This window comes from Harryflintia acetispora (genome assembly GCA_004340125.1).
GTDB lineage: Bacteria > Bacillota > Clostridia > Oscillospirales > Ruminococcaceae > Harryflintia > Harryflintia acetispora.
This window is the reverse complement of sequence record SLUK01000010.1, coordinates 100,024-119,316: the sequence shown is the minus strand read 5'-3', so window position 1 is coordinate 119,316 and position 19,293 is coordinate 100,024. Positions and strand designations below refer to the sequence as shown.

The 19,293-nt window shown below is 59.4% G+C and carries 19 protein-coding genes; 9 read left to right on the top strand and 10 right to left on the bottom strand.

Annotated elements, in window-relative coordinates:
- Positions 1-124 precede the first annotated feature (124 nt).
- From EDD78_RS11305 to EDD78_RS11295, 3 genes are all read left to right on the top strand, one after another.
- Positions 125-448, top strand: a complete 324-nt coding sequence (locus tag EDD78_RS11305; RefSeq protein ID WP_132084996.1) for an STAS domain-containing protein — start codon at positions 125-127, stop codon at positions 446-448.
- A gap of 105 nt (positions 449-553) precedes the next feature.
- Positions 554-982, top strand: a complete 429-nt coding sequence (gene spoIIAB / locus EDD78_RS11300) for an anti-sigma F factor (protein WP_132084995.1) — start codon at positions 554-556, stop codon at positions 980-982.
- A 148-nt stretch (positions 983-1,130) separates the two neighbouring features.
- A complete protein-coding gene (locus EDD78_RS11295) occupies positions 1,131-1,778 on the top strand; it encodes a sigma-70 family RNA polymerase sigma factor (RefSeq protein ID WP_079700490.1) in 648 nt (215 codons plus the stop codon).
- A gap of 30 nt (positions 1,779-1,808) precedes the next feature.
- On the opposite strand, the gene EDD78_RS11290 is transcribed toward EDD78_RS11295, so the two are convergent.
- Together EDD78_RS11290 and EDD78_RS11285 are read right to left on the bottom strand one after the other, a co-directional pair.
- Positions 1,809-2,102, bottom strand: coding sequence for a DUF6809 family protein (locus tag EDD78_RS11290; protein ID WP_132084994.1), 294 nt, complete (start codon positions 2,100-2,102; stop codon positions 1,809-1,811).
- Between the two features lie 1,036 nt (positions 2,103-3,138).
- Positions 3,139-5,391, bottom strand: a complete 2,253-nt coding sequence (locus tag EDD78_RS11285) for a transglycosylase domain-containing protein (protein WP_165873206.1) — start codon at positions 5,389-5,391, stop codon at positions 3,139-3,141.
- Between the two features lie 322 nt (positions 5,392-5,713).
- On the opposite strand from EDD78_RS11285, the gene EDD78_RS11280 reads away from it, so the two are divergent.
- Positions 5,714-6,067, top strand: coding sequence for a hypothetical protein (locus tag EDD78_RS11280; RefSeq protein ID WP_079699968.1), 354 nt, complete (start codon positions 5,714-5,716; stop codon positions 6,065-6,067).
- Between the two features lie 392 nt (positions 6,068-6,459).
- Here the strand turns inward: EDD78_RS11280 and EDD78_RS11275 are convergent, their stop codons facing one another.
- A complete protein-coding gene (locus EDD78_RS11275) occupies positions 6,460-7,380 on the bottom strand; it encodes an SPFH domain-containing protein (RefSeq protein WP_079699967.1) in 921 nt (306 codons plus the stop codon).
- A 44-nt stretch (positions 7,381-7,424) separates the two neighbouring features.
- Positions 7,425-7,871 (bottom strand): NfeD family protein, encoded by a 447-nt coding sequence (locus EDD78_RS11270; RefSeq protein WP_132084992.1) that lies wholly within the window; start codon positions 7,869-7,871, stop codon positions 7,425-7,427.
- A gap of 581 nt (positions 7,872-8,452) precedes the next feature.
- Here EDD78_RS11270 and EDD78_RS11265 point away from each other — a divergent pair.
- Positions 8,453-9,052 (top strand): GNAT family N-acetyltransferase, encoded by a 600-nt coding sequence (locus EDD78_RS11265; protein ID WP_159449043.1) that lies wholly within the window; start codon positions 8,453-8,455, stop codon positions 9,050-9,052.
- Between the two features lie 171 nt (positions 9,053-9,223).
- On the opposite strand, the gene EDD78_RS11260 is transcribed toward EDD78_RS11265, so the two are convergent.
- Entirely contained in the window at positions 9,224-10,183 is a 960-nt protein-coding gene (locus EDD78_RS11260; protein WP_242942199.1) for a uroporphyrinogen decarboxylase family protein, read from the bottom strand.
- A 7-nt stretch (positions 10,184-10,190) separates the two neighbouring features.
- On the bottom strand, positions 10,191-10,406 hold the full coding sequence (locus EDD78_RS11255; protein ID WP_132084991.1) for a hypothetical protein: 216 nt from the start codon (positions 10,404-10,406) through the stop codon (positions 10,191-10,193).
- A gap of 91 nt (positions 10,407-10,497) precedes the next feature.
- On the opposite strand from EDD78_RS11255, the gene EDD78_RS11250 reads away from it, so the two are divergent.
- The 4 genes from EDD78_RS11250 (at position 10,498) to EDD78_RS11235 (ending at position 14,784) form a co-directional block, all read left to right on the top strand.
- Positions 10,498-12,000: an ASKHA domain-containing protein gene (locus tag EDD78_RS11250; RefSeq protein ID WP_132084990.1), complete on the top strand. Its 1,503-nt coding sequence runs from the start codon at positions 10,498-10,500 to the stop codon at positions 11,998-12,000.
- Between the two features lie 40 nt (positions 12,001-12,040).
- The gene (locus EDD78_RS11245; RefSeq protein ID WP_165873205.1) at positions 12,041-13,261 is read left to right on the top strand and encodes a helix-turn-helix domain-containing protein; all 1,221 of its coding nucleotides are present in this window, start codon (positions 12,041-12,043) and stop codon (positions 13,259-13,261) included.
- Between the two features lie 90 nt (positions 13,262-13,351).
- Positions 13,352-13,990, top strand: a complete 639-nt coding sequence (locus EDD78_RS11240; protein WP_132084988.1) for a corrinoid protein — start codon at positions 13,352-13,354, stop codon at positions 13,988-13,990.
- On the top strand, positions 13,978-14,784 hold the full coding sequence (locus tag EDD78_RS11235) for a DUF1638 domain-containing protein (protein WP_159449041.1): 807 nt from the start codon (positions 13,978-13,980) through the stop codon (positions 14,782-14,784). The genes EDD78_RS11240 and EDD78_RS11235 overlap by 13 nt, the downstream gene beginning before the upstream one ends.
- Positions 14,785-14,853: 69 nt before the next feature.
- On the opposite strand, the gene EDD78_RS11230 is transcribed toward EDD78_RS11235, so the two are convergent.
- The 4 genes from EDD78_RS11230 to EDD78_RS11215 all read right to left on the bottom strand — a co-directional run bounded on the left by EDD78_RS11230 (position 14,854) and on the right by EDD78_RS11215 (position 19,083).
- Complete coding sequence (locus tag EDD78_RS11230) at positions 14,854-15,867, bottom strand: uroporphyrinogen decarboxylase family protein (protein WP_079699960.1); 1,014 nt, start codon at positions 15,865-15,867, stop codon at positions 14,854-14,856.
- Between the two features lie 51 nt (positions 15,868-15,918).
- The gene (locus EDD78_RS11225; protein WP_079699959.1) at positions 15,919-16,752 is read right to left on the bottom strand and encodes a carbohydrate ABC transporter permease; all 834 of its coding nucleotides are present in this window, start codon (positions 16,750-16,752) and stop codon (positions 15,919-15,921) included.
- 12 nt (positions 16,753-16,764) lie between these two features.
- Positions 16,765-17,640, bottom strand: coding sequence for a carbohydrate ABC transporter permease (locus tag EDD78_RS11220; protein WP_286170865.1), 876 nt, complete (start codon positions 17,638-17,640; stop codon positions 16,765-16,767).
- Between the two features lie 84 nt (positions 17,641-17,724).
- A complete protein-coding gene (locus EDD78_RS11215; protein WP_165873203.1) occupies positions 17,725-19,083 on the bottom strand; it encodes an ABC transporter substrate-binding protein in 1,359 nt (452 codons plus the stop codon).
- Positions 19,084-19,293 lie beyond the last annotated feature (210 nt).

The window sequence follows — 19,293 nt, the reverse complement described above, 5'->3', positions numbered from 1 at the left end:
CAGAAGGGGACGATTTTCCCCGCTTCGCTGGAATATGATAGAGGATGACAGACTGAGGTCTGCCATCCTCTTTTTTTGCCGCGCAAAAAAGGACAGGCTGTGAAACAGAAAGGAAGTGCAGGATATGCCGGTCACAATCGAGTATCGGGACGAGGCCCTAATGGCGAGGCTGCAGGGAGAAATCGACCACCACTCCGCGCAGGGGCTGCGCGAGCAGATCGACGATGCAATCTCCCGGGCGATACCGCAGAAGCTGGTCATGGACTTCACCGACGTGACCTTTATGGACTCCTCCGGGATCGGGCTGATCATGGGAAGGTACCGGCAGATGTCGGTCTATGGCGGGAAGGTGGCGATCGCCGGGCTGAGCACCCAACAAAAAAAGGTGATGCGCCTGGCGGGGCTGGACAAGCTGGTCAGCTTTGAGGAGACGGGAGGAAAAGTTTGAAAGATAAATCTTTCAAACTCACCGTATTGTCCCTTGAAAGTCTTACAACTTTCATTTCGGCTTCGCCAAAACCGGCACAATACCGAGAAAGGATTGATTTCTAACATGAAAAACAGCATGAAATTGCAGTTCGACAGCAGGTCCTGCAACGAGAGCTTCGCGCGCACGGCCATTGCAGCCTTTGCCGCGCAGCTCGATCCGACCTACGACGAGCTTTCCGATATCAAGACGGCGGTCTCCGAGGCGGTGACCAACTGCATCGTCCACGCCTACGCCGAGCGGCTCAACACCGTGTACATAACGGCTTCGATCAATGATGAAAACGTGCTCACCGTCAAGGTGCGGGACCGCGGCTGCGGAATCCCCGACATCAAGCGCGCCATGGAGCCCCTTTTCACCACCGATACGGCGGGGGAACGCGCGGGGCTGGGCTTCGCCGTGATGCAGTCCCTGTGCGACAAGGTGCGGGTGCGCTCCACGCCGGGCAAGGGGACGACGGTCACCCTGATCAAGAAGCTGGAATCCAAAAGGTAAGGATTTGTGTAGGATGGAAGCAATCGAAAAGTCCGCGGGCACGGAGCGCCAGGAGCGGGAAGTCCAGCTGCCTTTGGAGAGCCAGGAGGCGGGCGCGCGCCTGGACGGGCACTGCCGCGAGGAGTACGCGAGCCTATCTCGCGAAGAGATGATCAGCCAGAACATCGGCCTGGTCCATTCCTGCGCGCACAAGTTCAAGGGGCGCGGGATCGAATACGACGACCTGTTCCAGGCGGGCTGCATGGGGCTGATCAAGGCGGCGGACGCCTTTGACACCGGGCGGGGGGTGCGCTTCTCGACCTATGCGGTGCCGGTCATCCTCGGCGAAATCCGCCGGCTCTTCCGGGACGGGGGCACGGTCAAGGTCAGCCGCACCCTCAAGGAGCGCTCGATGAAGCTGACCCGCGCGCGGGAGACGCTTTCGATCACCCTCGGGCGGGAGCCGACCATCGGCGAGCTGGCGGAATACCTCGACCTGGACGCAGGCGAGGTGGTCGAGGCGATGGGCGCGGGCACGCCGCCCATCTCGCTGACCGAAACGGACGATGAAAACGGCGACTGCGGGCAGATCGACCTGCCCACCCAGTCGCCGGAGGAGCTGCTCTCGGACATCCTGTCGGTGCGCCAGGTGGTCGGGGAGCTCGGCGCAAACGACCGCAAGCTGATCGTCATGCGCTATTTCTGCGAAAAGACCCAGACCCAGACGGCCGAGGCGCTGGGCATGACCCAGGTGCAGGTCTCCAGAAGGGAGAAAAAGATCCTCGAGCTGCTGCGCCAGCAGCTTTTGGGGCCGTAAAAAAGACCTCCCCTTTCGGGGAGGTCCTTTTTAGTCTTCTTCTTCCGGGGCCTCGCGGGGCGTGGCGGAAAAGGCCTCGGCCATGACGCGCAGCCCCAGGGAAAAGGCTTTTTTGAAGATGAGCTCTTCAACGTAGTCATTCCGCTGCTGACAGGCGTTCAGATAGTGAAACATATCATTCTCCCATTCATACGGAAGGTTTTCGCTTAAAAACAGCTCGCGGCGCTCGATCTCCTCTTCCATGGCGAGATACTGTTTGTCCTCTTTCTTCCAGAGAGAAAGGGGATGCTTGCCGTAGTAAAGATTTAATAATACTTCTCCCATGATAATACCCCCTGACCGAATTTGGTCAGGGGCCTCCCTGGAGCGGCGGGGTGTAGGAGCCCCGCCGCCCCAGCCCCTTGCGGGGCGCATAAAGAAAAGCGCATGGAGGGGAAAACCCCATCCATGCGCTCGTGTCGCAAGGTCACCGGTATAAAACGCCGTTCTTTTCAAAGAGAAAAGAATGTGTTATAATGACACCAGCTAGGGTGCCGGAATACCGGTTGTATGGGGTGGTTGTGCACCTCATGCAGGGCGCAATGTGTTCGCGCACATTGCGCCTGCCATGGCTATTCTTTTTAGGGGAAACCCCTGTAAGAGCATTGTAGCACGGCAGGCAGGAAAAAGCAAGAAAAAAGGCGGAAATTGGAAGTTTTTCGTCGGAGGGAGGCGCGGCGCTTCTACTGCCTCCCGCGAAAGGGACGGAGCGCGGAAGCCCCCCTGCGGGTGCGGGGGTAGCAGTCAATTCCACGGAGGAGAAGATGGCGGCCGGACTACCTGCGAGTGTGCGTGCGGCGGCCACTGCCTCGTGAGGAGATGGCGGCTCTGCCGCCATGGGGAAACCCCTTGATAGGGTTTCCCCTCGTGCCAACGTTCCACTGGAACGTCGTCACTCCCCTTCCTGATCCGAAGGAGGATTCCGTCAAGGCGAGTGACAGCAACCCGGAAAGGTCGCGGGCGCCGCCCGCACCCGCCAAAGGACTTAGTCCTTTGGAAACCAGGAATTAACCCGAAAGGGGGTCCAACGCCTTAAAAGGCGTCTGAGGAAACGACCCGTTTCCAGCCTGTGAGACCCCCTGCGCGGGAAAGGGCACCATCGTTGTTGCCATCAGTCGCCTGCGCGGGCAAAAAGCCCCGCTCCGGAAAACCGGAGCGGGGCTTCGCATTTTGCGGCGGGCAAAAATGTGTATAGTCCGCGCGTGGTCGCGCGTGGGGTGGTCTCAAAGGAGGGGTGTCCCCTCCTTTGTTTGCTTCTTTTGGGTCTTTTCTTTCAAACAAAGAAAAGACCTCGGGGCGTGGGGCGGACAGCCCCACACTCTTAATCCCTGCTGCGTGTGTTCCCCGCGCGGGAGGAGGAGCTGCTCTTTTTGCTGGAGCTCTTCTTGGAGCTGCTCCGGCTGCCGTCGTCGTCCTCTTCCTCCTCGGAGTCCTTGACCCCGACGTGCTCGGTGCAGACGTCCGGGATGTTGGTGGTCTTGTACCAGCCCATCAGCTGGCTCGGGCAGTCCTCGGTGGCCAGGTCCCCCGTCTCAACGCAGTATTGCTTTTGCACGATGTTCTGGCTGTAGTCAAAGTCGATCACCGGAAGCCCCTCGTGGATGGGCTGCATGACGTTGCGCCAGACGATCGGAGTGGGGAATTGGATGTAGTTGATCGGCTGCGCGACCGGCGCGTAGCCCATCCAGGTGACCCCGATGTAGTAGGGGGTGATCCCCACGAACCACTGGTCTTTGTTGTCCGACGAGGTACCGGTCTTGCCCGCGACGGGCATCCCCGCCAGGTCGCCCGTGAAGCGCGCGGCGGTACCGGTGCCGGGCGCGGTGGAGACGACCTGCTGCATCATCAGGTTCAGGATGGAGGAGGTCTCCTTGGAGATCACCCGCGTGGCGGTGGTGTCCGCCTCGAGCAGCAGGCTGTTCTCCCGGTCGTAAACCCTGGTGTAGGAGGTGGGCTTGGTGTAGGTCCCGCCGTTGGCGTCGATCTGATAGGCGCCGGCCAGCTCGAGGAGGGTGACTCCCTTGGTGGTGCCGCCGATGGCCATGGCGGAAAGGTTGTTGTCGTTGACCCGCGGGTCCTCCTCGGGGGTGACGAGGTTCTTCATCCCGCATTTGTCGTGCAGGAAGTTGAGCGAAACCTGCGGCCCGATGAGCTGCATGAGCTTGACCGGGATGGTGTTGATTGAGCGCTGCAGCGCGTAGACGCAGGGATGGTTGCCGTCGTAGTAACCGTAGTAGTTGACCGGCCACTGGGTTTCGGTGCCGGCGACCTCGTCCTTATAGGTGATCGGGCTGTCCTCGATGACGGTGGACCAGGTGATCAGGTCCTGCTCGATCCCCTGTAAATAGGCCGAGATCGGCTTCATGGTCGAGCCGGGCTGACGGGGCTCCTGGGTGGCGTAGTTGAGCCAGCGGTTGCCCTGCTTGGGCCGGTTGGAGCCGACCACCGCCTTGATCTGCCCGTGCAGGTCCATGACGATGAAGGCGCTCTCGGGGTAGATGGTGTTCCGGATCGGCGGGAAGGTGTTTTCCAGGTCGGTGTAGACCTCCTCGAGATAGGTCTGCATGTCGTTGTCCACCGTGGTGTAGATGTGCAGCCCGCTGCGGAAGAGCATGGAGGAGGCGGAGGAATAGTCCATCCCCTCCTTCTCCATCAGCCCGTCGATCACGTCCTCGATGACGTGGTCGACGAACCAGGTGTTCGAGGAGTTGGTCTGCTGGCCCGGGGCCTGGCTGCGCTCGGGGCGCACCTCGGTGTTGATCGCCTGCTCGTACTCCTCCTGGGAGATCATTCCGAGCTCGAGCATGGTCGGGAAGATATATTTGTTGCGCCGCTCGGCGTTGGCCTCGGGGTTGCGGAAGAGGTCGTACTTGGTGGGCGACTGGGTGGTGCAGACGATCGCCGCGCACTCCACGAGGGAGAGCTCGCTGACGTCCTTATTAAAATAGAGGTTGGCCGCCGCCTGTACGCCGTTGGTGTTGTTGCCGAAGGAGGCCACGTTGAGATAGGCCTCCATGATGTCGGTCTTGGAGTATTTCTTCTCGAGCTTTAAGGCGGAAAAAATCTCCTTGACCTTGCGTTCGACGTTCGGCGCCCAGTTGTCGGTGGCGTTCTTGATCAGCTGTTGGGTGATGGTCGAGCCGCCCTCCTGGCGGTCCAGGATCGGGATGAACATGTTGATCGCGGCGGCGGCGGTGCGCTTCCAGTCCACGCCGTGGTGCTCGAGGAAACGCTTGTCCTCGGTGGCGATGGTCACGTCGGTCAGATAGGAGGGCATCTGCTCGTAATCGACCCATATGCGGTTTTCATCCCCGTGGATCCGGCTGAGCTCGTAGGGGTTGCCCTCGTCGTCGTTGGCATAGATGATCGAGGTGTAGTTGAGATCGATGTTGCGGATGTCGATATCCTCGAGCGTGCCGACATAATCGAGGATGTATACCGTCAGCACACAGCCGACGATGCACCCCGTGATCACGCAGACGAGGAAGACGGTGACAAGGGCCCTGAAGATGGTACCCAGGATCCACCGCACCCTGCGCGCCGCCGGGGAGCGTTTTTTCTTCTGTTTTGCCATAATGACCTCCATGAAAAGCAATAGCGCGGGTCATTCCGAATCCGGCCGTGCAGGTTATGTACGGAAGAAGCGACACACAGCTATAGCTTGGGCTTTCGCGAATAGAATTAGTCATGCCGATACAAAATACATTATAGCACAGTAGGGGGCAATTGTGTGAATTTTTATTAAACGTTCTTTTATGGCGCCGCCCCCGCGCGAAGCCTTTCACGGACAAGGCGGGGCCGCGGCGCATAAAATAAAAAAAGCGGTCCATATTATCTTTGAACCGCTGTGCCCCCTAAAGGGGCGGCAGCCTTTTTGGCAAAGGGGATGGAACCAAATGAAACGCAGCACGGGGCTCTGGACCGCGGGCGCGCTGATCTTCGCAATCGTGATCGGGGTATTTTCCGTCTATAGCTATAACCTGAATACCCGCGCCGGGCAGGAAGCCCAGCGCCCGGTGACCGACCTGCCGATCGAAGGGGAAGGGGAAATCCCGGAGGATTACCAGTATATCCTGCGCGCGCAGGACGGGCGGATTGCGGTCTTCCTTCCGCAGGAGAGCGAGCCCAAGATGATCTTCGACGTGCCGGTGGCGGTGCTGCCCGAATACGACCAGCGCCAGCTGGAGAGCGGGATCTATGTCCCGGATTATCAGACGCTGGTGACCCTGATCGAGGATTACATCAGTTAGCGCGCAGGAAAAAACTGCCTGTCCGGTAACGGAAACCGAAGCCAAAAATGACAGGGACGGCGCATGACGGGCCCGTTCGGTTAAAAAATGTAATCAGTGGCGGGGTGCGGGTTACCGGTTTGTAACCGTCTTTTCACCAAAAAAGGATGAATGGAAGGGCCCCGGTGCGGTATACTATAGCCACAAGGAACAAGAGCTTGTAAGGAAAACCTTGTGAAGCTGGAGTTTCTTCCTCTTAACTTTAAAATCAAAACTTTGCCCGTTATGCGGGCAGCCGCCCGGCCTCTCCTCTGGCCGGGTATTATTTTGCCCAAAACGGGAATTCCCCCGCCTGTGCAGCCTGTGATTGCATAAAAATGGCCCGGACCAATAGTCCGGGCCATTTGGTATAATTAGTCTTTAAAGATTTCCTTAGCGCTGGCGGCCAGGCCCGCCAGGCCCTGGATCTCGCTGGGGATGATGATCTTGGTGGCCTTGCCGTCCGCAACTTTGGCCAGGGCCTCGAGGCTCTTGACGGTGAGGACCGGCGAGGTGGGATTGGCTTCGTTGAGCATCTTGAGGCCGTCCGCGGTGGCCTTCTGGACCATCTCGATGGCTTGCGCCTCACCCTGGGCCTCCAGGATCTTCTGCTGCTTGACCGCGTCGGCGCGCAGGATGGCCGCTTCCTTTTCGGCCTGGGCGCGCAGGATCTGGGATTCCTTCTCGCCTTCGGCTACCAGGATCTGGCTGCGCTTCTCGCCCTCGGCGCGCAGGATGGATTCACGGCGCTCGCGCTCGGCCTTCATCTGCTTCTCCATCGCATCCTGGATTTCGGCGGGCGGCATGATGTTCTTGAGCTCGACCCGGTTGACCTTGATCCCCCACTTGTCGGTGGCGCTGTCCAGGATGGTGGTGATCTTGGTGTTGATCACGTCGCGCGAGGTCAGGGTATGGTCGAGCTCCATCTCGCCGATGATGTTACGCAGGGTGGTGGCGGTCAGGTTTTCGATGGCCGAGATCGGACGCTCGACGCCGTAGGTAAAGAGCTTCGGGTCGGTGACCTGGTAGAAGACGACGTTGTCAATCTGCATGGTGACGTTGTCCTTGGTGATAACCGGTTGGGGCTTGAAGTCGACCACCATCTCCTTGAGGCTGACCCTTTTGGCGACCCGGTCGATAAACGGTATCTTGAGATGCAGCCCGGTCTCCCAGGTGGCGTAGTAGGCGCCGAGGCGCTCGACGACGTAGGCGTTGGCCTGTGGGACGATCTTGATGTTTGAAATGACCAGGATCAGGACCAAGAGTATCAGGACGAGAATGACGATGACGGGCATTTTGTTTCCTCCTCAGTGTTTTGAGTGTATGGCGTATCAGACGCTTAAACGGACAGTTTGCGCACGATCAGTTTTACGCCGTCGATTTTTTCGACGCGCACGGTTTGGTCCTTTTCGATGGCCTCGCCGCCGGCGCTGCGCGCCGACCAGCTCAGGCCGTTTACCAGGACCCGGCCCTGCTCGTGCAGGTTGTCGATCGGCTCGGTGACGATCCCTTCCATCCCGACGACGGCGTCCGCGTTGGTCTTCTGCTTTTTAGCACCCAGCAGGCGGTGCGCCAGCGGGCGGCTGAGCAGCAGCGCGACGCAGGAGATCAGCACGAAGCAGGCAAATTGGATCGCGGGCGGAAGCCCGGTCAGCGAGAGCAGCGCGGTGATCGCCGCGCCCAATGCGAACCAGATCGATACCAGCTGGACGGTGGCCGCCTCGGCGATTGCGAGGATCACCGCGAGCACCAGCCATAAAACGGGGTATAAGACGTTTGGATTCATACGCGTTACCTTACCCTTTCTACAGCGCCCATAGGGGGCCTTGCGGACCTTTTAGAGCCCTGTGCAACGAAGCGTTTGACGATGTACATCGAAGTTTCTTTCGTTGTGAGATTATTGTACCACAGTTGCCAGCAAATTAACAAGCGCGGGAAAACGAGAAAAAAGCCCCAAAAACCGTTGTTTTGCCCGATTTTTGAAACCTACTCGTCCGGGGTTATCCCACCGTGTCCGGGGGTGACGGGGCGCCCCGGGGCTTCCAAAACGCCGGCCGCCGGATCGGGCTGTGGGAATCAGAGGGATTCCGAGGAGGTTTGCGAAAGCCGAAGGCCATTTCGCCTGCCCGCGGAAACCCCCGGATTTTTTGCGGGATATCGTGTTTTCTCCCGTTTGCGCGCCCGCAGGCGGCCGTGCTATACTTATCTTACAGGTAACATCACACACGTGGCGGCAAAATTTCCTTCGTTAGGGGTGGAACCATGCGCTAGCTTGGCTTGCCGCAAGCTTATTCAATCGGGTATATACGGCCTTAGGCCAATTATTTAAAGGTGTGTGAAATCATGTTGATCCAAGGACTCGTTCGCTTGGAGAGAAAAGATATCGGCCGGCTCGTGGAGCTGATGTCCGATAGTTTTATGCAGGACCCGCTGTACCAGAAACTGATCCCGGACGAAACCGTTCGGGAGAAGCTGCTGCCGCGTTACTTCCGATGCTACCTGGGACGCTATTTCGACTACTGCCACGCCTTCGCCGACAGCGAAGAGATGAACGGCGCGATCGTCGTGTTCGACGACAGCGACGAGCACAATGCACTGCGTTACCGCTTCGACGGGCTGCGCTATGAGCTGCTCGAATATTTCGAGGTGCTGCGCAGCGATCCAAGCCTTCGCACCTTCCGAAAATTCCGTAAGAACAAGCAGTTTTTGACCTCCGACTGGGTGCGCGGCGCCATTGACGCGCCGGACGTGCATCTTGATTTGCTGGCCGTGCGCCAGAGCGCCAGAGGAAAAGGGGTCGCCCGCAAGCTGATGGAGCCGTTTTTGCAGTATGCCGAGCAGCGGCGCTACAGCGCGACGCTCGAGACCCACAACCCGCGCAACGTCGCGATCTACCAGCGCTTCGGCTTCCAGACGGTTCTGGAGCTCGGGAGCGGCGCGCTGCACCAATATTGTATGGTGCGCTGATACGAAGAATGAAAGACTCCCCCGGCCCGCACAGCGGGCCGGGGGAGTTTCTTTGTATGACGAAGGCCGGGGTGAAAAATAAGCATAAGTTATTCCACTATTATGAAAAAAAACAGTTTTGCGCAATATTTTATTCTGGCATAATGGCAGATAGAATAGGGCTTTCCAGGCTCACAGCGCCCGCCCCAACGAGTAATCCCCGGCGGCGGCAAAGAAGGCGCGAATGTTCTCCCAAGGGGTTTTCGGCGGGATGTCGCAGCCGGAGGAAAGGACAAAATTGGGATATTCGCGGCACTCCTCCATCAGGCTGTACACCGCGCGGCGGACCGATTCCGGCGTGCCGCCCAGGAATTCCCCGGAGGGGCTGATGTTGCCCATGACCGGGACGTTTGGCGGGGAGAGCGCCAGCATGTCTTTCAGGCGGATGGAGTCGCCGAAGTGGTAAAAAGCCGCGCCGATGTCATACAGGGATTCCGCCATGGGCACCACGTTGTTCCCGCAGTTGTGGTAGCCCACCAGGAAGCTCTCCGTCTGCACCGCGCTGACGATCCGCTTGACATAGGGGGTGGAGAACTCCTGCTCCAGCTCCGGGGAGAGCAGACCGGCGAGAGGCTCGGCCATCAAAACGCCGCCCGCCCCCGTCCCCCGGTAGGCAAGGGCATAGGTGGTCAGGAAGGCGGTGACCTTTTCCATAACGCAGTGGACCAGCTGCGGGTCGGTATAGCAGCACACCATGATTTCCGTGACGTCCATCAGCCGGCCGGCCAGGGAGAAGGGGCCGATCATCCCGGCAAGGACCGGCCGGTCGGTGATGAGGCCGCAGGCCTTGCGGATGGCTTCGACATAGAGTCCGCACCGCGCCGTTTCAAGATCCGGTATGGCAAGGGCCTCGGCGTCCTCGGGGCTTTCTATGATCCGTCCCACCACCGTCGGGACCTCGTCCGGGGAGAAATGGATGCTGGAGCCGAAGGCCTGCGCCTCCACCGAGAGGTCCATCATGCTCACAGAGGCCAAGGACGGCGCCGCGTCGGCGACCGCCTTCATCCCCCTGGCCTGAAGGTCGCTGCTGCCGATCAGGTCCTCCACGCTGATCCCCAACAGCTGGACCGAGGGGAAGGATAAGATCGGCATCGGACGTTTATTTGCCGCCTTTATGACATTTTGCAGCCAAACCGCCATATTCTGGCTCATCATGCAAAGCTCCTCTCGCAGATAAATTTATTGTTTGAATCTTATCACATCCGATGCGGTTTTGTTTGGTATTAACTGTGTGTTTTTGGTAGAATTTACGGGTGTTTTCGCGGCTGAAATTCTTCCAAATATACTGCAAAATTACTGAAAAAATTACAATCAAGAGCGGCCGGTTTCTCCTATCCTTATTCTTAGACAGGTAAAGGAAACTACTGGTTTTGTATCCTGCGGCAAAGAGGAAAGGAAGGCGCGCCATGAAGATAGACTGCCGAAATGGAGACACCGTCGCCGACGCCCTGAAGGGGCAGAACATTTTGCTCACTCCCTGCGGGGGACGGGGAAGCTGCGGGAAATGCAGAATTCAAACGCTGGCGGGCGAATGGCTTCCCCCGACCGGGGACGAGCGGCGCCTGCTTTCTTCAGAGGAGCTCGCGCAGGGGATACGCCTGGCCTGCCAGGCCAGAGGGACCGGCCTCTGCGAGGTGAAGGTACTCTTCCAGACGGACGAGATGCACATTCAAAGCGCGCACGGGCAGCTTACCGGCCCGCTGCGCAAGCTACGCAGAGACATGGACGGAAAATACGGCTTTACCGCGGACCTCGGCACCACCACCGTGGTGGCGCAGGTATGGAGGGGCGACGGCAGCCTTTTGGGCGAGCGGGCCATGCCCAATCCCCAAGGCGCGTTCGGAGCGGATGTGATTTCCCGGATCGAAAGCGCCCTGGAGGGCCGGGGGCAAGAGCTGCAGGACCTGGCCGCCGGATGCCTCGACGAGCTGATTAAAGAGGCCTGCCGGCAGGCCGGCATCTCCCCCGGTTCCCTCGAAGAGGGAGTGATCGTCGGCAACACCGCCATGCTCACCCTGCTCGCGGGAGAGGACCCGCAGGGCCTTGCGGTATTTCCCTTCGAACCGGGGGATTACTTCGGAGGATGGTACGGCGCGCAGGATCTGGGGCTCGGGGCCGCAGGGGCGCGCATCCACCTCCCGCGCTGTATAGCTGGGTACGTGGGGGCGGACGCCGTGGCCGCCGCCCTGGCGGCGGACCTCGACCGCCCGGGGCCAGTGCGGCTTCTCGGGGACATCGGCACCAACGGGGAAATGTTCCTTTCTTTAAACGGGAAGCTGCTCTGCTGCTCCACGGCGGCGGGACCGGCCTTCGAGGGCGGGGGCATCTCCTGCGGGATGCCGGGGATCGGCGGCGCCATCTCGAAGGTCTTTCTGCAGGAGGGGCAGCTCAAATGGGAGACCCTGGGAGGGACGCCCAGGGGGGTCTGCGGCAGCGGGCTGCTGGATGCGGCGGCGGCGTTTCAGGCGCTTCGCCTGCTCGACGAGTCGGGGCTTCTTGTCAAGGATGGGGAGCCCCAGCCCTCGATGGAGATCGGCGACTCCAAAATCGCCCTGACCCAGCGGGATATCCGCAATCTGCAGCTGGCCAAATCCGCCATCCGGGCAGGGATGGAGACCTTGCTCTCCCGCGCCGGCGTCCTGCCGGAGCAGGTGGAAACGCTCTACCTTGCCGGGGGATTTGGGAGCTGTCTCAATCCAAAGAGCGCCGGCGCCATCGGCCTGATCCCCCCTCGGCTGGCTCCGAGGGCCGAGGGGCTGGGCAACGCCGCGCTGCTGGGCGCGGCCGCCATCCTGCTGCGGGAGGAGGGGCGCCGGCGCGCCCTGGCGATCTCAAAAGAGGCCGTCCACCTGGAGCTCTCGCAGGACCCGGATTTCATGGAACGCTACGTGGAACACATGATGTTTTGATCCCGCCGGCGGGATGAGCACAGGGAGAGGAGGAAAGGGCATGCAAAAGGAGCTGCAGGAGCGCGTTCTCCAGTGCGCCAGGCATTTTGAAAACCTCTGCGGGGTGCAGTGCGTGGTGGTGGACACAAGGGAAGAGCGCCTGGTGGAAACGTGTGAGGAGCGCCTGTTTTTCTGCGGGCAATGCCGGCATGAGCGCCGGGACATCATCAACACCTATCTCTACGGGGCGAGCGAGGCCTACCGCTGGAACGGCAGCTATGTCTATTACTGCCCGATGGGCCTCGTCTTTGCGGCCTCGTCCATCTCCTGCGAGCAGGGGGAGCTGTGCGGGGCCATCGTGGCGGGGCCGCTGGTCATGGGCCCGCTGGAGGACAACCTGGCGGACATCCCCGACGATGCCGTGCGGGAGCGCACCGCCGGCCTGCCCAATTTTTCCACGGCACGGGTCAACGATCTGGTAGCGGTGCTCTCCTCGGTGGCGGCGCACGCCTGCGGGGTGCCTCATGGAAAGGTCGGCTCCTTTATCTACGAGCAGGAGGAGATTCTCAAGACCCTCTATAATGTGCAGACCCTTTACCGCCGGGACGAGGGCCACAGCTATCCCATCGAGTATGAACGGCAGCTTCAGCAGTTCATCCGCCAGCGGGACAAGGACGGCTCCAAGCTGCTGCTCAACCAGCTGCTGGGCCAGGTCTTTCTGGCCAGTGAATTCGACCTGGAGCAGAGCAAGGCCAGGATCATGGAGCTGGTGGTGCTGCTCTCCCGCGCGGCCATCGATGCGGGGGCCGACATCAATGAGATATTCTGCTGCAACACCAGCTATATCCGCGCGATCGAGCAGATGGACAGCATGGAGGACCTGAGCGTCTGGATCACCGGGATCATGCACCGGTTCATCAGCTATTCGTTCGACTTCTCCCAGGTCAAGCACTCCGACGTGGTGTTCAAGGTAATGGAATATGTCAAAAACAATTATGACAAGAAGCTGACGCTGGATGAGATCGCCGGCAGCGTATACCTGAGCAAGTCTTACCTCAGCAGCATCTTCCGAGAAGAGAGCGGCTACCATCTCTCGCATTATATCAACAAGGTGCGCGTTGAGAAGAGCAAGATGATGCTGCTGGATGGCAACGCCCGGCTGATCGATATCGCCAATTTATGCGGGTTCGAGGACCAAAGCTATTTTACCAAGGTCTTTAAGCGCTTCGTCGGCATGTCCCCCAAGGCCTTCCGGGATTCCCGGGGGGAAATCGATAAATAATCTCCCAAAAGGCAAAAGATAATGCAAGCATTGACCGGATGCGAAAAGGTAAACTTATATCGTCAAACGGTATGGAAAGGGAGGATCGGAATGGACGATATCATGCTGGAGATCAGCGAGCTGCTGCAGAAGGGCCGTGCTCCGCTGGTAAAGGAAAAAGTACAGCAGGCCCTGGAAAATGGGTGTTCCCCCAAGGATATACTGGAGCAGGGGCTGCTGGCGGGCATGGATGTGATTGGGGAGAAATTTAGAAACAACGAGGTCTTTGTTCCCGAAGTCCTCATCGCCGCGCGGGCCATGAACAACGGGATAGCCGTGCTCAAGCCCCATCTGGCCGCGATGGGGGTGGAGTCCGCTGGCTGCGTGATCCTCGGCACGGTGAAGGGGGACCTCCACGACATTGGCAAGAACCTGGTCAAGCTCATGCTGGAGGGGAAAGGGTTTCAGGTGGTGGACCTGGGGGTGAACGTCAGCGCCGAGCAGTTCGTAAAGGCGGCGCAGGAGCATGACGCGGACATCGTCTGCTGCAGCGCCCTGCTGACCACCACTATGACGGAAATGAAATCGGTCGAGCAGGCATTGCGGGATGCAGGCCTGCGCGAAAAGGTCAAGTTTATGGTGGGCGGAGCGCCGGTCACCCAGGCCTTTGCCGACTCGGTGGGGGCCGATTGCTATACCCCCGACGCGGCGACCTGTGCCGAGGAGGCCCTGCGGCTGTGCCGGGCTTGAATCCCCCCGTCCTCCGGTTGGCGGTTATCGCCTGCCAGGTCTACAGCAGGGAGCTCTCCTTCGCCCTTTCTCAAAGCCCCTGCCCCTGTACGGTGACCTGGCTGCCGCAGGGGCTGCACAACACGCCGGACCAGTTGCGCCGCCGGCTGCAGGAGCAGATCGGGCTGCTGGAGGCCCAGCAGAAAGAGAGGGAGCGCTTCGACGCCATCGTATTAACCTATGGCCTTTGCGGAGGCGGGGTATGCGGCCTGGTCTCCTCCACCCTGCCGCTGGCGGTGCCCCGGTGCGACGATTGTATCGGCGTGCTGCTGGGCGCGAAAAAACGCTACCGGGCGTACTTCGATTCCCGGGAGGGGATCTATTGGTACAGCCCGGGCTGGATTGATTTCGGAGACGTGCCCTGCGAGGAATACTATCAAAGGCGCTATGAGCACTACCGCGCTCTTTACGGAGAGGACAACGCCGCCTATCTCGTCGAATGCGAGGACGGCTGGATGTCCCGCTATCAAAACGCCCTGTTCCTCCAGCCGGATATCCCCGGGGACTGGGAACGGTACCGCATATTTGCCCGCCAGGCCGCGGAGCGCTTTGGCTGGAATTACGAGGCGGTTCCTGGCAGCAGCCGCCTGCTCGAGCTGCTGCTCAGCGGCCGCTGGCCGGAGGACGAGGTCTTTGTCTGCCCGCCGGGTCAAAAAATCGCCCTGGTTCCGGGCACCACGGAACTGACCAGTGTGGCTCCGGACGACAGCCTCGGTATGACAGGTCCCGTGATTAGTCTCAACAGCATGTGCTGACCTCAAAAAAACACCCTGCCGGCGCCAAGGCCTTGGCGCCGGCAGGGTGTTTTTTGATGGGACAGGAAGCTAGTGCTCGGCCTTTGCTTCGGCCCGCAGCTTTTTATTGAAGTCCAGGCGCGCGGCGATGACCGCGTCGTAATTTTCCTTGGGCATGCCGAGGAAGATGGTGTTGCAGCTGGAAAAGACATGTCCGGAGGGCTCCGACTCCCGCACCGCGGTAAGGATTTCGGTGGCCTTTTCATAGCACTGCTGCGGGGTGCCCATGTGGATGATCGAACAGTCGATGTTCCCGATCAGGGTCAGCTTGCCGCGGCTGCGGAGCTTGAGCTGCGCGATGTCCATATTGGCCAGGGGATCTATACAGTGCAGCCCGCCCACTCCGCTTTCCAGGATTCGGTCGAAGATGCCGTTTAAATTCCCATCGCTGTGCCAGATGCAGGGCACGCCTGCCTTGCGGCAGGCCTCGGTCCACACTCTGAAGGCGGGGAAAAAGAACTGGTCCATCATCTCGGGGGAAAGAAAGGTGCCGGTGTTGAAGGCGAGGTCGCAGTCGTCGATCAGCCCGTCTGCCCCCGCCTCGAGCAGCTGCTCCTGAATCTCCAGCATGTGGCGCACCTCGTCCATCGAGCGCTGCTTGCACTTTTCCGGCTCCTCGATCAGCTCCATGGAATAGGCGGTGAGGTCGCCGAAAAACGGGATGCTCAGCGGCAGATAGACGGTGCCGAAGATGAAGTAGTCGTTGCCCGCCTCCTTGCGCAGGGCCCGCAGATGGGCGAGGCGGTCCGAGAGCGTTGGCATGTACAGGTCGGCGGCCTTGCCGGGAGAGATTTCCCAATATCCGCCGATGTCCTTGAGGGCGTTATGATGGCAGGCCTCGGCCGCGCGGATCATGATTTCGGCGTTGTGCCCATGCGCCAGCTCCCTTTCCTTGGGAGATAGCTTGGCCATCTCTTCGCCCACCACCGGCCACTCCCCGGCGTATTCGCGATAGAGCTGAAATTCTATCTCCATGCCGGGGACGGCCGGGATGCTTTCATGGTTATAAACTTTGAGAAATTCCTGTTTGGGGGTAAGGTTCATGATAAAGACCTCCTTTTTTCCTTATCGCGCCGCCGTGCGGGGACGGGCGTTTTATTCCTTGACGCTGCCGGCGGCAAGTCCGCGCACGAATTGCTTTTGTGCCAGCAGGAAGGTCAGCAGCAGCGGCAGGGAGCTGATGACGCAGGCCGCCAGAGTGATGCACCAGCGCGAGGCGTATTGCCCCTGGAAGGTCTGTAATCCGAGCGGCACCGTCATGAGCGACTGGCTGTCGATGAACACCATGGCGAACATGAATTCATTCCACACCGATACCGCGCTCACGATGGCGCAGGAAAAGATGATCGGCCGGCAGATGGGCACCACGATCCTAAAAAAGATCCCCAGGATGCTGCACCCGTCGATGAAGGCCGCCTCCTCGATGTCCTTGGACAGCGAGAGGAAATAGGAGCGCATGAGGAAAACGGAGAACGGCGTCTGCAGCGTGACATAGGCGATGTACAGCGCGATGTGGGTGTTGCGCAGGCCGGCAGCGGCGAACATGTTATACAGCGGGATAATGATGCAATATTCCGACACCATCAGCCCGCCGAGGATGGAATAGAAAATCACTTCCCGGAAGGGGAACTGGAACCGGGAGAGGCCGTAGGAGGCCAAGGAAGCCACGAAGCAGATGAGCAGCACCGAGATGATGGTGACGACAAAGCTGTTGAGCATATAGTCCGATATACCGGACTGCCAGGCGGTGGCGTAGTTGCTGAACATCCATTCCTTGGGCAGGGCCAGGGAGTTTTTAAAAAACTCGTCGTTGGTCTTAAAGGAATTGAGCACCCCCCACAGCAAGGGGATCAAAATCAGGGCCGCGATCAGGCCGAGAACCAAATAGCTGAAAAACTTTGCCCAAAAGGCTGATCTGTTTTTACCCATTACGCGACCTCCTCACTGTTTGCCGGAACCGGAAATGCGCAGCTGCAGCATGGACAGCAGCAGCATGATGACGAACATCACGGTCCCGATCGCCGCGGCATAGCCCATCTTGTTGTAGATAAAGGCGTACTGGTACAGCAGGGTTCCCACCGTATGGCTGGCATAGCCCGGGCCGCCCAACGTCATGACATAGACCTCGGTAAACACCTTGAGGCAGCCGATCACATCGATCACCGTCACCACCAGGATCATCTCCCGGATGGCGGGGATGGTGATGTAAATGGCCTTTTGGAAGCCGTTGGCGCCGTCGATCGAGGCCGATTCGTACATGTCCTCGGGGATCTTCTGGATCGAGACGATCAGCAGCATGCAGTAGTACCCCATGTATTGCCACTGCGCCATGAGGATGATGGCCCAGATGGCGAGGTTCGCCTCGCCCAGCCACGCATGCTGGAACTGCTCGAGGCCCAAGGTGGCCAGGACAGTGTTGAGCAGCCCGCCGCGCGACTGGTAGATGAACTTCCAAAGCAGCGCCGCCGCGGTAATCGAGATGACGCTGGGGATAAAATAGACCGTGCGGAAAAAACCGCTGTGGTTGCGGATCAGCTTGCTTTCCATGATGATGGCCAGTACAAGGCCCAGCCCGCACTGGAAGACGATACAGGTGATCCCATAATAGATATTGTTGCGAAAGGCGGTCAGCAGGTTGGCGTCGGAAAAGAAGGAGGCGTAGTTCTGGAGCCCCACGAACCGGGGCTGGGAAGAGAAGGCGGCCGTGCTGAACAAGCTGGTGTACATGTTTTGCACAATGGGGTTGTAGAGCACTACGACGATCAGTAAAAAAGCAGGAAGCACAAACAGATAGGGCACATACCACTTGACGCGCATAAAATTCACACCCGTTTCCTTAGAAAATAGCGAGGAGAGCAGGGCCGCCGCCGGCCCTGCTCCGGATAAGCTCATTGACCGGGATCAGCCGCCCATCTCTGTTTTTGCCTCGGCGGCAGCGGCCTGGATCAGCCCCATGTACTCCTCGGCGGACATGGTGCCGTTGAGGAATTCCTGCGTACGGGAATAGAATACGTCGCGCAGCAGGGTGTGACATTCGTTGTCGATCCAGTTGACCAGGCCCTTGGTCCCCATCAGCAGGTCGTACACGTCGCTGAGCATCTGGGGCGCGGTCGCCTTGTCCAGGGAGCCCTTCGAGGCGTTGAACCAGCCGATTTCGCTGCTCATGCGCTTGCCCACCTCAGGCCCGGTTATGTAACCGAGGTAATCCAGAGCCTTTTCGGGATGTTCGCACTTGGAGGACATGGAGAAGCCTTCGGGGGAACCCAGCAGCATATCCTGGTCGCCGGGCGCGCCGGGGATGGTGGGGAACTTGAACATACCGTAGTTGAGGTTGCCGCCCGAGTCCTCCTCCACGTTGGTGATCTCGATGGACTCCAAAAACGCCATGCCCGAGCCGCCGGTGGCGAAATCCATACGGGCCACGCCGTGGGTGATCGAGACCATGTCGTCGTTCATGTACTGGGCAAGCTCGGTGTACTTGGCCAGCGCATCAAGATAAGCGGGGTCGGTCCATTCGCCCGAGGTGGGGTTGTAGTCGACATCCCGCACCTCCTGCGGGACCATGACGTGGAACAGGATGGCCAGCAGGTGGGTGGCGGGCCACTGGTCGGCGTCTCCCTCGGAGATGGGCAGCACGCCGTTGCTCTGCAGCACCTCGCAGATGTGGATGAGCTCATTCCAGGTCTTGGGCGGGGTCAAGCCGTATTCGTTGAAGATGTCGATGTTGTAAAAGAACAGCTTGACGGTCAGGTCGTAGTCCAGGCCGTACAGAGCGCCGTCCTCGGTGCGAAACGGCTCCAGCAGGGCGGAATTATAGTTCTCCTGCCAAGCGGTGTTCTTCTCGTATTCTTCGGCCAGGTCGTAGACCAGGCCCTCGCGCACGAACTTATTAAGGAATTCGCCGGGGAAGCTGAAAAACACATCGGGCGGGTCGTTGGAGGCCATCAGGATGGTGAGCTTTTCGGCATAGGGATCGGTGGCGGTAAAGGTCATATTGATCTCGGTGTCGGGGTTCTTCTGGAGCCAATCCTGGGTGATGCTTTCAAAGAAGCCCTTGAAGGGTTCGTCTGAAAAGCGATGCATAACGTCCAGAACGATCTTGTCTCCATCGGCTTGCGCCGCAGGCTCGGAAGACGCGGGGGTCTGCCCGGCGCCGCCGGGGTCGCTGGAACCGTCGGGGACGGCGGGACTGCCGCAGGCGGTGAACGTCAGGCTGAGCGCCATAATGAGAGCCATGATTAACGCCATCTTCTTGGTCATTTTTTCTCCTCCTCGGTAAAATAATAGGTTTCTGCCCGTTTCAGGGTAGACAGGCCAAAGCATATTGAACAAATTGGTCCTGCCCGGCTCCTTTATTATAGTATAAAACCACGGTCCAAAGGCTTGCACAATCTTTAGCCTTTTGGCAGTTTGTTTCTTTTTATTGCCGTAATTTACCGGCAGCGCGTCGTCTCAATCTTTCGCGGCGGC

Excerpts from the sequence above, each read along its gene's own strand:
- EDD78_RS11215 (WP_165873203.1), bottom strand. The coding sequence starts at position 19,083 with ATGACCAAGAAGATGGCGTTAATCATGGCTCTCATTATGGCGCTCAGC.
- EDD78_RS11250 (WP_132084990.1), top strand. The coding sequence starts at position 10,498 with ATGAAGATAGACTGCCGAAATGGAGACACCGTCGCCGACGCCCTGAAG.
- EDD78_RS11245 (WP_165873205.1), top strand. The coding sequence starts at position 12,041 with ATGCAAAAGGAGCTGCAGGAGCGCGTTCTCCAGTGCGCCAGGCATTTT.
- EDD78_RS11305 (WP_132084996.1), top strand. The coding sequence starts at position 125 with ATGCCGGTCACAATCGAGTATCGGGACGAGGCCCTAATGGCGAGGCTG.
- EDD78_RS11220 (WP_286170865.1), bottom strand. The coding sequence starts at position 17,640 with ATGCGCGTCAAGTGGTATGTGCCCTATCTGTTTGTGCTTCCTGCTTTT.
- EDD78_RS11240 (WP_132084988.1), top strand. The coding sequence starts at position 13,352 with ATGGACGATATCATGCTGGAGATCAGCGAGCTGCTGCAGAAGGGCCGT.
- spoIIAB (WP_132084995.1), top strand. The coding sequence starts at position 554 with ATGAAAAACAGCATGAAATTGCAGTTCGACAGCAGGTCCTGCAACGAG.
- EDD78_RS11290 (WP_132084994.1), bottom strand. The coding sequence starts at position 2,102 with ATGGGAGAAGTATTATTAAATCTTTACTACGGCAAGCATCCCCTTTCT.
- EDD78_RS11260 (WP_242942199.1), bottom strand. The coding sequence starts at position 10,183 with ATGCCGATCTTATCCTTCCCCTCGGTCCAGCTGTTGGGGATCAGCGTG.
- EDD78_RS11270 (WP_132084992.1), bottom strand. The coding sequence starts at position 7,871 with ATGAATCCAAACGTCTTATACCCCGTTTTATGGCTGGTGCTCGCGGTG.
- EDD78_RS11280 (WP_079699968.1), top strand. The coding sequence starts at position 5,714 with ATGAAACGCAGCACGGGGCTCTGGACCGCGGGCGCGCTGATCTTCGCA.
- EDD78_RS11275 (WP_079699967.1), bottom strand. The coding sequence starts at position 7,380 with ATGCCCGTCATCGTCATTCTCGTCCTGATACTCTTGGTCCTGATCCTG.
- EDD78_RS11295 (WP_079700490.1), top strand. The coding sequence starts at position 1,131 with ATGATCAGCCAGAACATCGGCCTGGTCCATTCCTGCGCGCACAAGTTC.
- EDD78_RS11225 (WP_079699959.1), bottom strand. The coding sequence starts at position 16,752 with ATGGGTAAAAACAGATCAGCCTTTTGGGCAAAGTTTTTCAGCTATTTG.
- EDD78_RS11230 (WP_079699960.1), bottom strand. The coding sequence starts at position 15,867 with ATGAACCTTACCCCCAAACAGGAATTTCTCAAAGTTTATAACCATGAA.
- EDD78_RS11285 (WP_165873206.1), bottom strand. The coding sequence starts at position 5,391 with ATGGCAAAACAGAAGAAAAAACGCTCCCCGGCGGCGCGCAGGGTGCGG.